This is a genomic window from Enterobacter cloacae complex sp. IR5458 (genome assembly GCF_049238025.1).
Lineage (GTDB): Bacteria > Pseudomonadota > Gammaproteobacteria > Enterobacterales > Enterobacteriaceae > Enterobacter > Enterobacter kobei.
Genome location: NZ_JBMKIF010000009.1, coordinates 131109 through 144690, shown reverse-complemented (window position 1 = coordinate 144690; position 13582 = coordinate 131109). Strand labels below are relative to the sequence as shown.

Genomic DNA, 13582 nt, shown 5'->3' with positions numbered 1-13582 from the left:
AAACGCTATGGGCACGCCGCTTTCCAGACAATTAACACATCGCTTTTTCCGTTACCTCGCCATCACCAGTCAGAGCGATCCCAGCGTCAAAACCTTACCCTCAACACCGGGGCAGCACGAGATGGCACGAGAGCTGGCGCAGGAGCTGGCACAGCTGGGTTTAGACGACATTGTGATCGACGAATTCGCCACGGTAACGGCGGTTAAAAAAGGTAATGTACCCGGCGCACCGCGCATTGGATTTATTACTCACATTGATACCGTGGACGTGGGATTATCACCGGATATTCATCCACAAATATTAACGTTTACCGGTGAAGATCTCTGTCTGAATAAAGAGAAAGGGATCTGGCTACGGGTAAGTGAGCATCCGGAAATTCTGTCTTACCCGAATGAAGAGATTATTTTCAGCGACGGTACCAGCGTATTAGGCGCAGATAATAAAGCAGCGGTGACCGTGGTCATGACCGTGCTGGAAAACCTGACCTCTGAGCATAAACATGGCGACATTGTGGTCGCGTTTGTACCCGACGAAGAGACTGGCCTTAAGGGGGCAAAAGCGTTAGATCTGAAACGCTTCGACGTCGACTTTGCCTGGACCATTGACTGCTGCGAGCTGGGGGAGATTGTCTATGAGAATTTTAATGCGGCAGCTGCTGAGATCCGCTTTACCGGCGTAACGGCGCACCCGATGTCTGCTAAAGGGGTGCTGGTAAACCCGTTATTAATGGCGACCGACTTTATCAACCAGTTTGACCGCCAGCAAACGCCAGAGTGCACGGAGGGCCGTGAAGGCTACATCTGGTTTAACGGCATTCAGGCCGGGCAGAACGAGGCCGTTCTGAAGGCCAATATCCGGGACTTTGACAAGGACAACTTTGCTTCCCGCAAGCAGCAGATTGCTGATGTCACCGCACGGATCGCCGCCCTGTATCCGACGGCAAAAGTGGACTATCGCATTGAAGAGACTTACAGCAATATCAGCAATGCGATTGGCGAAGACAGGCGTGCCATCGATCTGATGTTTGCGGCGATGGAATCACTGGGTATCACCCCAAAACCGACGCCGATGCGCGGCGGTACAGACGGCGCAGCGCTCTCGGCAAAAGGGTTGCTCACCCCGAACTTCTTCACCGGCGCGCATAACTTCCATTCGAAGTTTGAATTCTTGCCGCTGTCGTCGTTCGAGGCGTCTTACCACACTGCCCTGCAACTCTGCCTGCTGGCCGCGCGTTAAGCAGACTTGCGCGCCAGCATCGTAGCAAAGCGCAGCTTGATGCGGTTGCCGTGTTCATCGGTGCGGTGCAGTTCGCCAACCTCTTCGTTGTATTTGAGCAACTCCCAGCCTTCATAGTAGTTGCTCAGTTCACCGCTTTTAAACGCAAACGGGAAGCCGACGGTGCACGGATAATCCGCCGTGTCCATCGCAGCAACGATCAGGTTATAACCGCCAGGTTTGGTGCAACGCTGCATATTGGCGATAAGACCCGGAATGGTTTTTGCCTCCAGGAACATCAGCACCACGGTAGACAGAATAAAGTCATACTCGCCGTCAATGCTCAGGTTGTTGAGATCCTTGATGGCCGAGTGAAGATTCTCAATGCCTTCTGCCGCTTTGATGCGCTCGATATTATCGATGCTCATCGGATTTTTATCCCAGGCAGTGACCTCGTACCCGTTGGCCGCCAGATAAAGGCTGTTACGGCCATTGCCACAGCCCAGATCCAGGGTTTTACCCGGTTTCACGATCCCCGCGCTGTACACCACCTCTGAGTGTGTACGGGTTAAACCATATTTCTCTGTGAAGTAATTTTCATCGACGGACATTATTTTTCCTCAGATTGCATAAGCAGTGCTTTTTCAGTGCGCAGCAGAAGTTTGCCCTGAAGCAGCAGAATAAAAGTACGGACCAACAGGATCCCAATGATGACGTTGGTGAAGATAAAAAGCGGTACGGCAATCACGTGGAAAAAGCCCGACGGGCTGCTGTGCCCCAGATGTAGCCCGGTGGTTGCCAGTGCGGATATACCAAAGGAGAAACTCCAGAAAGAAGCATTAAACGGCTGGGATACGTACCATGGCAACAGACGCAGCATAAACAGCAGTTGCAACAGGCCATAACCGAACAACATTTTGGCAAAGGTGTCGGCTTCACCGCCGTTAACGCTAAACCAGGCGCTACAGGCCACCAGCGCGGGCGCAAGCTGAATCCCCAAAGAGGTGCGCTGCGCGGTCGGAAGTTCTCCGGCACTGCGAAGGCGCTGAAGAATAACCGGCTCCAGGCTGAGCCAGGAGAAGACACCCGCCCCCAGGAACACGAAACCGGCGTCGTTAAACCCCAGGGCGCCGCACGCCATGGCGCTAATAAAATTATTCGCCACGGTTGGCAAATATAAACCCGGCGTCGTGGCTTCTTGCGGATGGTTGCCGCGCCAGAGTCCCGCGCTTTGCCAGGCGGAATAAGACAGCTGTGTCACCACCCCCACGCCAAAAAGCGCGACTGAAATCGGGCGGCACCAGGGCACAAAACCGATGGCGACCAGCATCGTCGTCGCCGGAAAAAGGCTGACAAAGCTACTCATCACCGGATGCCTCATCTCTGCCAGCACGCTGCGCGGGAAACGGATCGCGCGGATGATAAAGGCCACCGTCAGCAAAAACCAGCACGTAACGGCAAGGGCCACCAGCGCATCACCCGGCCACCGTGTCACCGGCCAGAGCGTGCTGGCGTATCGCCAGGCGAAACCCATGCCAATGATGCCAAGCACCATGCCAAAATACCCAGCGGGCAAGTTAAGCACTTTCTGTGGGGGATTGAGTTTATCCATTAATTTTAATTTTTAAAATGTATTTTAAATGCCATTTTAAGGGGTTTCCGCAACGGAAGCCAGCACAACGAAAAACCAAAAGTTTGCTACGTTTAGTGAAGACGCTTATCAGGGATCACACGATGAAAAAGTATCGGCTCAGCGATGAAACCCGCCTCTGGCAATGGAAAAGCGGCGAAACAACCCACACGACAACCTTACGACAGATCATCGCCACGGCAGATTTTAACGATGTCACGGCCGGTACGAAAGGTGGCTGGATTGATGACGCGCGCGCCCTGTCACAGAATGGGGATTGCTGGATCTATGACGAGAACAGCGTGGTGTTCGCCGGTGCTACCGTGTCGGATCACGCGCGCCTGACCCTGCCCTGTACCGTCAGCCATGACGCCCGCATCAGCGGTCACTGCTGGCTGGACAGCGCCGAAGTCAGTCACGGCGCGCGGATAAGTGACAACGTCACCATTCAGCACTCCTGCGTGCGGGGCGAGTGCCACATCTTCGGCGACGCGCGCATCCTGCATAACAGCGTCATCATCGCCGCCAAAGGACTGACGCCGGACCACGACCAGATCCTGCAAATCTATGACAAAGCGACGGTAAGCCGGTCGCGCGTTGTGCATCAGGCACAGATCTACGGCGAAGCGATGGTGAACAATGCGTTTATTGAACACCGCGCTGAGGTATTCGACAGTGCGATCCTCGAAGGGAACGATCTCAATAACGTCTGGGTGTGCGACTGCGCAAAGGTATATGGTCACGCCCGTCTGATTGCCGGTTTCGACGACGACGCCATCCCCACCGTGCGCTACAGTTCGCAGGTGGCGGAAAATGCCGTCGTGGAAGGCAACTGCGTCATTAAGCACCACGTCCTGATCGGCGGTCAGGCATGGCTGCGCGGGGGGCCGATCATGCTTGACGATAAAGTGGTGATTCAGGGACGCGCCCGGATCAGCGGCGATGTGTTGATCGAGCATCGGGTTGAAATCACCGACGATGCGGTCATTGAAGCCTTTTCGGGTGAGAGCATTCACCTGCGTGGCGAAAAGGTGATTAACGGCGACCAGCGTATCACCCGCACACCGCTGCTGGGGGCGTTATAGGGTAAAAATCTTCCCGTAGATGTTCACATCGTCAAAGCGGCCATTCAGGTATTCCGCTTCCCGCAGGCACCCTTCCAGCGTAAAACCGTTGCGCCGGGCAACGTTGTTGCTGCTCTGATTCGCCACCCGACACTTAATCACAAAACGGCGGATCTCGCCGCGCTCAGCGTAGTAGCGCATAAACGCCTGTAATGACTGAGAGAGGATCCCCTTCCCCTGATGCGCCTCGTCCAGCCAGTAACCGATATAACCCGCTTTGTTGGCAGGCTCTATCGAATTAAACGACAGCACGCCGACCAGCGCATCATCCCGGAAGATCAAAAACATTTTGGCATAGCCGCGCTGGTGCAGCATCTGGTTACTTAGCACATTGCGGCGGGTATCCTCTTCCGCGCCCACGTGCTGCGCCCAGTCAAAGGCGGTTTGCAGCCAGGTTTTGTTTTTGACGACGAGGTGATGGAGATCGGCGGTATAGCGCTCTTCGACGGCGCGAAGCTCGATATTCTGGGTAACGGGGATAATTTCTGCAGACATGGTGCCCCTCAATTGCCGGGTGGCGGCTGCGCCTTACCCGGCCTACTCTGGACGCATTTGTAGGCCGGGTAAGCGTTAGCGCCACCCGGCACAATCCCACAAGGATTAACGCATTATCCGGTCATCAACGTAGTGACGTTTATCCGGCGCTGGCGGGAAATACTGATACAGCCAGGTTTCACTGATGGCATCCCCCTGACAGCGCAGGAACAGGCGCATATCTACCGGCTCGGTCGAATCCGAGGTTGGGTACCAGTCAAACAGAATGCGATAACCGTCAAACGGTTCTACGTACAGGATCTCAACCTGCTTCGCCTCACCGCTGGAGAGAGTAATCACCGGCTCGATGCCTTTTGGCGCAGCGGCCTTCAGGTCGCCACCGACAAAGTCGATAGCAAAGCGGCGCGCCCACACTTTCGGGTAATTTTCACCCGGCGCCCAGCCTTCCGGGAAACCGCCCATGCCGGTGCGGGTGGCGAAAACATTAGCCAGCGGGGAACGCACCGGCGGCATTGCGCTCCAGTACAGGCGATATTTAAAGTCCAGCTCGTCGCCCGCTTTCACCGTTTTCTCCGGCTGCCAGAAGCAGACCACGTTATCCAGCGTTTCACCGGTGGTCGGGATCTCCATCAGACCAACCGCGCCTTTACCCCAGTCGTTGCGCGGTTCTACCCACAGGCTTGGACGCTTGTTATACCAGCCCATCACGTCCTGATAGTGCGAGAAATCACGATCCAGCTGCAGCAGACCAAACCCTTTTGGGTTTTTGTCCATATAGGCGTTGAACTGCAGCTTCTGCGGGTTGTTCAGCGGACGGCAGATCCACTCTCCGTTGCCGCGCCACATCGCCAGACGGTCTGAGTCATGGATTTGTGGGTGAATGGTGTCGCACATGCGTCGTTCGTTATTGCCGCAGCTGAACATACTGGTCATCGGCGCGATGCCGAGCTGTTTAATGTCTTTACGCGCATAGAGGTGGTTTTCCACCTCCATGATCACCTGGCTCTTCTCGCAGTGGATCACGAACTTATAGGCACCGGTAATGCTCGGGCTGTCCAGCAGCGTATAGACGGTAAACGTGGTGTCACCTGGCTTAACGGTTTCAAACCAGAAGGAGGTGAAGTCCGGGAACTCTTCCGGCGTGTCAGTAAAGGTGTCTACCGCCAGACCGCGCGCGGAAAGGCCGTACTGGTAGGTATCGTCAACCGCACGGAAATAGCTTGCGCCGAGGAAAGAGACGATATCGCGACGCGCCAGTTCCGGCGCCTTAAAGGCGCGGAAGCCTGCAAAGCCAAGATCGCTTTGCCCTTCCAGCTGTTTGGTATCCACACCGGTTTCACCGTAGCTGAACAACTCCGGTCGGAAGTGGATCTCACGCGCCATAGAGGTCGACTGGTCCAGCGAGAACATCCGCACGCGGCGGCGGAACCCCATTCCCATATGGAAGAACTGCACGTCCAGCTGACGCCCTTCAATGTTGTTCCACAGAGACTGCTTCTCATCGTAGCGGATGGCGTTGTACGCCTGCGGCGTCATGGTGGCCAGCGTGTCCGGCAGCGGACGTGGCGCACCACCCCACGGGGTTTTCGCCAGGTCATGCGCCATGGATTGCAGTACGGAGAAGTCAAAACGACGGCTCTGACCGTCAGCGATGTCAGAGTCAGCAGCGTATGCCGCTTTGGAAAACAGGGAAGCAAGGCCAGAGGTGCCGCTCAGGGCTGCCACTGCCAGCGAGCCTTTTAGAAAACGTCTGCGATTCATGCCTGGAAAAACGTCCTTATGGTCGTGTGAATGTGTTTCGCGCTCGGCGAAATGACGGCAAGAAAGAACGCACAGCCTAAACAAAAATGGTTAAGAATCCAATTGTTGCCCGGTGATTATATGAACAAAGTGAGAAATATTTTCTGTCGACCAGAACGGCCCGAAAGTGGTGTAAAGAAAGCCTGGAAAATGTGTAGAAAAATGCCCCGGTGCGACATCAGTCACCGGGGCTAATGAGGCGGTTATTTTACGCTGACATCGATACCCGGAAAGTACTTATCAGCGAGTTTAGCGATCGTGCCGTCGGCACGCACTTTATCAATCGCGGCATCAAGCTGCTTTTTGGTGGCCTCGTCACCTTTACGCAACCCAAAACCGATCCCACTCCCGAGGATAGTGTCGTCAGACACCGGTTTGCCGATGAAGCCAAACCCTTTACCCTGCGGCTTGCTGAGGAAACCTGCCTGCCCGGCCGCGGACATCACCAGCGAGGCGTCGATACGGCCATTAAGCAGGTCGCCCCAGGCCATATTCTGATCTTTATAAGACACCACGGTGACACCCTGCTTTTCCCAGTGCTCTTTCGCATAGGTTTCCTGAATTGAGCCCTGCAGCACGCCAATGGTTTTCCCCTTCAGCCCTTCTGGGGTCGCTTCTACCGCCGTACCGGCCTTGCCGACCAGCTGCGACGGAATGCGGTAAATCGGCTGGGTAAAATCAATGCTCTTGCGGCGCTGCTCGGTGATATTCATCGCCGAATTAATGGCGTCGAACTTCTTCGCCACCAGGCCCGGGATCAGCGCGTCAAACGAGGTTTCCACCCAGCTGCACTTCAGCGCTGCCGCTTTGCAAATGGCATTCCCCAGCTCAACGTCAAACCCTTCCAGTTCGCCTGAGGCATTACGGCTTTCAAACGGCGGATATTCCGCTTCCAGACCATAACGCAGCTCGGTCGCCGCGAAGGACGAAAAGGTACACAGCAATCCCATGCCGACGACTAACGCGCGTAATTTCATCTTATACTCCTCAGCGTGATTTAACCCGACACAGGGCCTGGGCACCTGCCCGTAACGTCGCCTCATCTTTCGCAAAAGAGAGACGAATCAATTTATTATCCGTACCGTCCGCATAAAACGCCGACAGCGGAATGGTGGCAATGCCGTACTCCACGATCAGCCGTTTCACCAGCTCGCTGTCGCGCTCATCGCTGAACGCGCTGTAATCCGCCAGCATGAAGAACGACCCGGCGCTCGGTAGCAGGGTAAACGGCGAATCGGCCAGCAGACCGTGCAGCAGATCGCGCTTACGCTGGTAAAACGCCGACAGCGACAGCCAGGTTTGCGGATCGACCATATGCTCCGCAAAGGCGTACTGCATTGGCGTATCGGCAGAGAACATTAAAAATTGATGGACTTTACAAATCTCATCCATCAGTACCGCCGGGGCGACACAATACCCTACGCGCCAGCCGGTGACGTGATAGGTTTTTCCGAAAGATGAAATAATCACGCTGCGCTCCGCCAGCTGCGGGTGCGTGGCCATTCCATGATGCGGTTCACCGTCAAAAACCACGTGTTCGTACACTTCGTCAGACAAAATAATGATGTCGGTCTGGCGCGTCAGCGCCGCCAGCTGTTGCAGGTCATTGGCACAGAAGACCTGACCGCTCGGGTTGTGCGGCGTGTTAATGATGATCATGCGCGTGCGCGGGGTGATCGCGGCACGCACCTCATCCCAGTTGACGGCAAAATCCGGCACCGTGAGTTTGATAGCAATCGGGGTAGCCCCCTGCAGACGGACAATCGGCGCGTAGCTGTCAAAGGACGGTTCAAAGTAGATCACCTCATCACCGGGGTGCACGAGACCGCTTATCGCTGAATAGAGCCCTTCGCTGGCGCTGGCTGTCACCAGCACCTCGCTGGCAGGGTCATACTGCGTGCCGTAGAGCGTGGCAATTTTATCGGCAATGCGTTCTTTCAGCGGCTGCAGGCCGGTCATCGCCGCGTACTGGTTATGCCCTGACGCCATCGCTCGGGTGACGCCTGCAATCAGTTTCGGGTCACAGGAAAAATTCGGTGCGCCCTGAGAAAGGTTAATGGCGTTATGCTGTGCCGAAAGCTGGCCGATAACGGTAAAAATGGTGGTCCCCACATCTGGCAGTTTGGAGCGCGTTTGTACCGGCGTTCGTAAAGTCATCCTCTTTCCCTTCTCATGGACATTGCATAACTATTCAAACAACAAGTGCGTTGCCGGGACAATCGAATTGTTGTCATAATAGCCATGAGAAAAATGCATAGCTGAGGTGCTTCAATGTCTCGCCGTTCGCTCCCCCTTAACGCCATTGACGCATTTTTAGTCACCGCGCGTCATCTGAATCTTACCCATGCCGCCGCAGAGCTGTGTCTGACCCAGGGGGCCGTGAGCCGTAAGATCGCCTCCCTTGAGGCGTGGTTTGGCTTTCCGCTGTTTGAGCGCCACGCCCGCGGGCTGCGCCTCTCACCGCAGGGCAGCGCCCTGCTTCCGGAGCTGCAATCCACTTTCGAACAGCTGCTGACCGTGGCCGACCAGGCCCGTAGCCAGCATACCGTGATCCGGCTTAAGGCCCCCACCTGCGCCATGCGCTGGCTGGTACCGCGCTTGCTGGAGGTGGAGCACGCGCATCCGGATCTGCAGATCGCGCTGACGACCACCACCGATCATAACGTCAATTTCAAAACCGAATCTTACGACGCGGCCATTGTGTTTGGCACGCATATGAGCGCAGGCGATCTGCTGTTCGAAGAGGCGCTCACGCCGGTCATCAGCCCGGTGCGGGCAGGTACAGCGCTGGGTTCACTGACGTTCCTTCACCCGACGCGGGATAAGACCGACTGGTCACTGTGGCTGGCGAAGCAGGAAGGTCCCGGGTTTGTTATGCACAAAAATCAACACTTCGATACGATGGATCTCGCCATTACCGCCGCCATTCAGGGGCTGGGCGTCGCCATTGCCGACGAAACGCTGGTGGCAGAAGATGTGGGTGCAGGAAGGCTGATGCGGCCCTATGAGACAAGCGTAAAAACCGGCGCGAGCTACCGGCTGGTGCTGCGCGAAACGCCTGACGAAGAAAATGGTCTGGCGGCGTTTCGCGCCTGTTTACTTAATCGAGGCTGACGTGGTGCTTCATCACCCGTTTAAAGAGGCTCATGCGCGCGCGCATAAAGCGGTTTTCAAGCCTGAAACCTGCATGTTTATTCACACCGATACGTAGCAGCACGTCCCGTCCTTTGCGGCACGCGGGCCAGTGCGTCGGCCCCGACAGGCTATCATGCGTTCCGGCATCGCGCGCAAAGCTTACCCAGTAATCGGCTACCCTGGCAGCAAACTGTAAATCCCGTTCGTTGACATACTGACGTGAAGGCTCCACCTGGCCGAGGGTATCGAACACGTAGGGCACTTCATTGCCATGCCACGCGCCGTTGATATAGGTGGCATGCTCCGCTTCAGCGACATAGTCAAACCAGTAACGCCAGCAAAGCCCGCCGACACGCTGCTGCGCCTGCATCACGACATAGCCCATGGTGGTAAACGCCATATCGCGACACACCTGTCTGCCCAGCTCTTCGTCGCCTTTCACACCCGGATAAAGCAGCTTGATGAGCCCCAGCCCAAAACGGCGCTCCCGGCGAAGCTTCTGGATTTGCCCGGCGAGATCGATGCCAAACACCGCCATGACGCTGGCTTCATCGCTGTTAGAACCTATCATCACCGGCACAGGGTGCTGGCGGGCAGCGAAAAAAACATCCAGCATGGCCTCCGGCAGGACGCAATCCCCGACGATCGGCGCCGGGGCGATGTTGAGTGGCGCGGTCAGCGGCCAGAATGACTCAGGCGGGATCGCGCGCAGCTGCTCTGCCGTCGCGTTTTCCAGCCCAAAATGGGCCGCCAGTGCTTCCCCTTTTTGCAGCGCCTGCTGGCGCGGCGTGTCGGGCAAGGTATATCCACTCTGGACTATCGCCTTGTGGAACAGCCCTTCCGCCAGCGGCGAGGCCAGCAACGACAGCACGCTGCGGGCGCCAGCGGACTCACCAAACAGGGTCACGTTATGCGGGTCGCCCCCAAACGCGGTGATATTCTCCCGCACCCATTCAAGCGCGGCAATCTGATCCAACAGAGCAAAATTATGCACTACCCGCTCTTCTTCCCCCTCCAGCGCGGGATGGGCGAAAAAGCCGAGATGGCCGAGACGGTAGTTAATCGTGACCACAACCACGCCGCGCGCGGCCAGCGATTTGCCGTGATACGGTGGCAGGCCACCGGCACCAATCGTAAACCCGCCCCCGTGCAGCCAGACCATCACCGGAAGCGATCCCGGGCGGTCGACGGGGGACCAGATATTCAGATAGAGACAGTCTTCAGAGAACTGGCCGGGATCGCCCCCGCCCAGCTCCTGACAATATTCACTGCTTTGCCAGCTTGAGGCCGAAAAGGCAGTGGCATCGCGAACGCCATCCCAGCGTTCTGGTGGGCGCGGTGAGCGCCAGCGCCAGTCACCCACTGGCGGTGCAGCATAGGGAATACCGCACCAGCGGTGGACATTTTCATCGGTTAAACCAGTCAGTGCGCCCTGGCGCGTTTCAACCACAGGGGCGGAAGGATTTTGCATAACGACCTTATTTTTTCCATCACACCCCTGCAGAGTAACGGTTTCAGAGCAAACCGCAACGCTGTTTGCTGCGCGTTTCAGCCTCCTCATAGAGGGTGAATTCGTCATACACCGGGCAGCCGAGCGCGGCTTCAAACGCGTCGCGGCTGGCATTACCGTGACTGCGCGCCTGAGTTTCATTCCCGAGATTGGACTGGAAAATCCCGGCGGCGCTGACCGGAAGAAAATCTTCGTAGGTAATCGGCTGGGCAACGACCCACCCGCGCTCAATCAGCGGCTGCGGATCGTCGCCGGGACGGAACGCATGACGATGGGCTTCCCCGGCGGGCGTCAGACGGTAGCGGAAATAAGCCAGTTCCTGGCGGCGCATTAACAGCTCGCTGTCCGGGAAGGCGCTGAAAATCTCACGCAAATGAAGCTGGTGCGTCAGGTTATCTTTGCCGGTACCGGCCTTAGCCAGCAGGCTATCGTACAGTTCACGGCCTTTCGGCGTCAGCGCCACGCCGCGCTGTTCTATTTCACCGAAGCGGGCGGTGTGGGTGCCCTTATGTTCACCGGCAAACAGCACCGGCTCTTCAAGCGCCTTGAAGCTGGTTTGACGCAATAACACGGGCACGTCACGACGCGGCGGCCCTTCGATCAGAATTTTGGGCTCAATACCATACTTCGGCATCAGCTCCTGCACCCGGTCAATATCCAGCGTGCGCGGCGTGAGGTGGTTAATATGGCACCCCGGGAAGCAGACCACATCCGCAATCAGGCGATGTTCGTTATGCAGTGCCAGATAAGTTTCCTGATCGACCGTCGCATGGCGGTGCCAGCGGAAGGTTTCCAGCGCTTCCTGAACAAATTCACGCGCCTGGGCGTCAGTAAACTGCCCTTCTGATTCCCAGAGATCGAGAAGTGCCAGACAGCGCGGGGTAAAAATGTTCCGCTGAGCAAGGATCTCCGCCGCGCGCTCGCGTAGCGGGACGTTTTCTATCAGCTCAAGGCGCAGCAGTGAGGTAAAGATACGAAACGGATTCCGGCACAGCGCCGCATCATCTACCGGACGAAACGCCGTTGAGTGGACCGGCACCCCCGCCTGGGAGAGATCGTAATAGCTGACCGGATACATGCCCATAATGGCAAACATACGACGCAGGGTGGAAAGCTCTTGCGCCGTGCCGACGCGGATCGCGCCGTGGCGCTCCACGTTCAGACGGGCAAGCTCATCGGCGTTCGCCAGTTGTTCATGTAATAGTGGGTTATTTTCCAGAACCGCCAGGTTTACGTCCGCGACCAGTTCGAGCAACGTGCCGTACTGCGGAACTTCCTGCTGGTACATCGCCGACATAGCCTGCGAAAAATGTTCCCGAATATCATCAGCCGTGATGGTGTTCGCCATGATGTCATGCCTCCAGTGAATATTACCTGGAGTGTAGAGAAACCCGTTCCTTCCGGGGGGAAGAATTTCTGATTTGTGATCTTAAGACGACAGTGGTCAAACCGTGTGCTACCGGAGCTTGAGCAGACCTTATCAGGACGGTTCTGCCGCCTCGTTATTTTTCTCTGGAATTTCCCTATGATTATTTTTGGTGCTGTTTTATAGCTATAAAGGAGTACGTTTTTCAGGTCTTACCGTCTGTAAAATAATCGGATTGAGCATACCGTGATTTTTACCCTCAGCTTTCAAATTTTTAGTGCAAACTTAGGACTAATCCCACCCTTCGCTTACAAGTCCTTCCCACCTCTTCATATTTTCAAGGTAAGCGAAGCGTAAAGCCTTCATTATTTCAAAATAACGATACCGCAAATAGCAAAGCGCATTTGACGAATGGCGCTCAGCGACTAGAGTTATTACTCGAACGACGAGTGATACGAAATATATTCGTATCGTACTGACATAACCAATATATGAACATGAGGTTTAATATGGCAGAGCATCGTGGTGGTTCAGGTAATTTCGCGCAAGACCGTGAAAAAGCATCAGAAGCTGGTCGTAAAGGTGGCCAGCACAGCGGTGGTAATTTTAAAAACGATCCGCAACGCGCATCTGAAGCGGGTAAGAAAGGGGGACAGAACAGTCACGGCGGAGGCCGTAAATCTGATAACTCCTGATCTTATTTAGTACTCTTTTAATAAAACCAGAGAGCATGCTGCGGGCTGAAAAGCTCGCAGTACCCTTTCTTTATTTTACCGGAGCGTAATAATTATGAATATGAAAAGTGTAGAGGATGTATTTATTCATCTTCTGTCGGATACCTACAGCGCAGAAAAGCAGCTTACCCGAGCGTTAAGCAAGCTTGCGCGTGCCGCGTCCAGTGAGAAACTGAGCGCCGCCTTTACCGCACACCTCGAGGAGACGCAGGGTCAGATCGAACGCATCGATCAGATTATCGAGCAGGAAGACGGTATCAAGCTCAAGCGCATGAAATGCGTGGCAATGGAAGGCTTAATTGAAGAGGCGAACGAAGTCATCGAAAGCACGGAAAAAAATGAAGTGCGTGATGCCGCGTTAATTGCCGCAGCCCAAAAAGTGGAGCATTACGAAATTGCCAGCTACGGTACCCTTGCCACCCTGGCAGAGCAGCTTGGCTATAAAAAAGCCGTTAAGCTTCTTGCAGAAACACTGGAAGAAGAAAAAGAGACCGACCTTAAACTCACCGATCTGGCCGTAGGAAATATTAACCAAAAAGCGCAAAAATGACGCTATAACACAGGTTAAATAA

The 13582-nt window shown here is 55.5% G+C and carries 13 protein-coding genes; 5 read left to right on the top strand and 8 right to left on the bottom strand.

Annotation, left to right across the window (positions count from 1 at the left end; all coding sequences use genetic code 11):
- The first annotated feature begins 7 nt into the window (after positions 1–7).
- The gene (gene pepT, locus ACOTYN_RS10225) at positions 8–1237 is read left to right on the top strand and encodes a peptidase T (RefSeq protein ID WP_332957521.1); all 1230 of its coding nucleotides are present in this window, start codon (positions 8–10) and stop codon (positions 1235–1237) included.
- Here pepT and tehB read toward each other — a convergent pair.
- On the bottom strand, positions 1234–1827 hold the full coding sequence (tehB, locus tag ACOTYN_RS10220; protein WP_045268131.1) for a tellurite resistance methyltransferase TehB: 594 nt from the start codon (positions 1825–1827) through the stop codon (positions 1234–1236). The genes pepT and tehB overlap by 4 nt on opposite strands.
- Positions 1827–2828: a dicarboxylate transporter/tellurite-resistance protein TehA gene (tehA, locus tag ACOTYN_RS10215; RefSeq protein ID WP_071922248.1), complete on the bottom strand. Its 1002-nt coding sequence runs from the start codon at positions 2826–2828 to the stop codon at positions 1827–1829. Before tehA ends, tehB begins: the two co-directional genes overlap by 1 nt.
- 122 nt (positions 2829–2950) lie before the next feature.
- Between tehA and ydcK the strand changes: the two genes are divergently transcribed.
- Entirely contained in the window at positions 2951–3931 is a 981-nt protein-coding gene (ydcK, locus tag ACOTYN_RS10210) for a YdcK family protein (protein WP_023330392.1), read from the top strand.
- On the opposite strand, the gene rimL is transcribed toward ydcK, so the two are convergent.
- From rimL to ACOTYN_RS10190, 4 genes are all read right to left on the bottom strand, one after another.
- The gene (gene rimL / locus ACOTYN_RS10205; RefSeq protein WP_045134045.1) at positions 3926–4465 is read right to left on the bottom strand and encodes a 50S ribosomal protein L7/L12-serine acetyltransferase; all 540 of its coding nucleotides are present in this window, start codon (positions 4463–4465) and stop codon (positions 3926–3928) included. The two genes, ydcK and rimL, sit on opposite strands and share 6 nt — an antisense overlap.
- Before the next feature lie 105 nt (positions 4466–4570).
- A complete protein-coding gene (locus ACOTYN_RS10200; protein WP_014883798.1) occupies positions 4571–6226 on the bottom strand; it encodes a glucan biosynthesis protein D in 1656 nt (551 codons plus the stop codon).
- 242 nt (positions 6227–6468) lie between these two features.
- Complete coding sequence (locus ACOTYN_RS10195; protein ID WP_023330389.1) at positions 6469–7242, bottom strand: transporter substrate-binding domain-containing protein; 774 nt, start codon at positions 7240–7242, stop codon at positions 6469–6471.
- A gap of 10 nt (positions 7243–7252) precedes the next feature.
- Positions 7253–8422, bottom strand: a complete 1170-nt coding sequence (locus ACOTYN_RS10190) for a pyridoxal phosphate-dependent aminotransferase (RefSeq protein ID WP_063434409.1) — start codon at positions 8420–8422, stop codon at positions 7253–7255.
- A 114-nt stretch (positions 8423–8536) separates the two neighbouring features.
- Here ACOTYN_RS10190 and ACOTYN_RS10185 point away from each other — a divergent pair, with 114 nt between their 5' ends.
- Positions 8537–9379, top strand: a complete 843-nt coding sequence (locus ACOTYN_RS10185; protein WP_023330388.1) for a LysR family transcriptional regulator — start codon at positions 8537–8539, stop codon at positions 9377–9379.
- On the opposite strand, the gene ACOTYN_RS10180 is transcribed toward ACOTYN_RS10185, so the two are convergent.
- Positions 9366–10871, bottom strand: coding sequence for a carboxylesterase/lipase family protein (locus tag ACOTYN_RS10180; protein WP_063434410.1), 1506 nt, complete (start codon positions 10869–10871; stop codon positions 9366–9368). The two genes, ACOTYN_RS10185 and ACOTYN_RS10180, sit on opposite strands and share 14 nt — an antisense overlap.
- Positions 10872–10914: 43 nt before the next feature.
- Positions 10915–12258 (bottom strand): 2-oxoadipate dioxygenase/decarboxylase HglS, encoded by a 1344-nt coding sequence (hglS, locus tag ACOTYN_RS10175; RefSeq protein ID WP_071922250.1) that lies wholly within the window; start codon positions 12256–12258, stop codon positions 10915–10917.
- A gap of 527 nt (positions 12259–12785) precedes the next feature.
- On the opposite strand from hglS, the gene ACOTYN_RS10170 reads away from it, so the two are divergent.
- On the top strand, positions 12786–12971 hold the full coding sequence (locus ACOTYN_RS10170; protein WP_014883792.1) for a general stress protein: 186 nt from the start codon (positions 12786–12788) through the stop codon (positions 12969–12971).
- Between the two features lie 94 nt (positions 12972–13065).
- Positions 13066–13560: a ferritin-like domain-containing protein gene (locus tag ACOTYN_RS10165; protein ID WP_023337266.1), complete on the top strand. Its 495-nt coding sequence runs from the start codon at positions 13066–13068 to the stop codon at positions 13558–13560.
- Positions 13561–13582: the final 22 nt, after the last annotated feature.

What these genes read in the sequence shown, in the direction of transcription:
- ACOTYN_RS10180 (WP_063434410.1), bottom strand. Translation starts at nt 10,871, where the DNA reads ATGCAAAATCCTTCCGCCCCTGTGGTTGAAACGCGCCAGGGCGCACTG.
- ACOTYN_RS10165 (WP_023337266.1), top strand. Translation starts at nt 13,066, where the DNA reads ATGAATATGAAAAGTGTAGAGGATGTATTTATTCATCTTCTGTCGGAT.
- rimL (WP_045134045.1), bottom strand. Translation starts at nt 4,465, where the DNA reads ATGTCTGCAGAAATTATCCCCGTTACCCAGAATATCGAGCTTCGCGCC.
- tehB (WP_045268131.1), bottom strand. Translation starts at nt 1,827, where the DNA reads ATGTCCGTCGATGAAAATTACTTCACAGAGAAATATGGTTTAACCCGT.
- pepT (WP_332957521.1), top strand. Translation starts at nt 8, where the DNA reads ATGGGCACGCCGCTTTCCAGACAATTAACACATCGCTTTTTCCGTTAC.
- ydcK (WP_023330392.1), top strand. Translation starts at nt 2,951, where the DNA reads ATGAAAAAGTATCGGCTCAGCGATGAAACCCGCCTCTGGCAATGGAAA.
- hglS (WP_071922250.1), bottom strand. Translation starts at nt 12,258, where the DNA reads ATGGCGAACACCATCACGGCTGATGATATTCGGGAACATTTTTCGCAG.
- ACOTYN_RS10190 (WP_063434409.1), bottom strand. Translation starts at nt 8,422, where the DNA reads ATGACTTTACGAACGCCGGTACAAACGCGCTCCAAACTGCCAGATGTG.
- tehA (WP_071922248.1), bottom strand. Translation starts at nt 2,828, where the DNA reads ATGGATAAACTCAATCCCCCACAGAAAGTGCTTAACTTGCCCGCTGGG.
- ACOTYN_RS10185 (WP_023330388.1), top strand. Translation starts at nt 8,537, where the DNA reads ATGTCTCGCCGTTCGCTCCCCCTTAACGCCATTGACGCATTTTTAGTC.
- ACOTYN_RS10170 (WP_014883792.1), top strand. Translation starts at nt 12,786, where the DNA reads ATGGCAGAGCATCGTGGTGGTTCAGGTAATTTCGCGCAAGACCGTGAA.
- ACOTYN_RS10195 (WP_023330389.1), bottom strand. Translation starts at nt 7,242, where the DNA reads ATGAAATTACGCGCGTTAGTCGTCGGCATGGGATTGCTGTGTACCTTT.
- ACOTYN_RS10200 (WP_014883798.1), bottom strand. Translation starts at nt 6,226, where the DNA reads ATGAATCGCAGACGTTTTCTAAAAGGCTCGCTGGCAGTGGCAGCCCTG.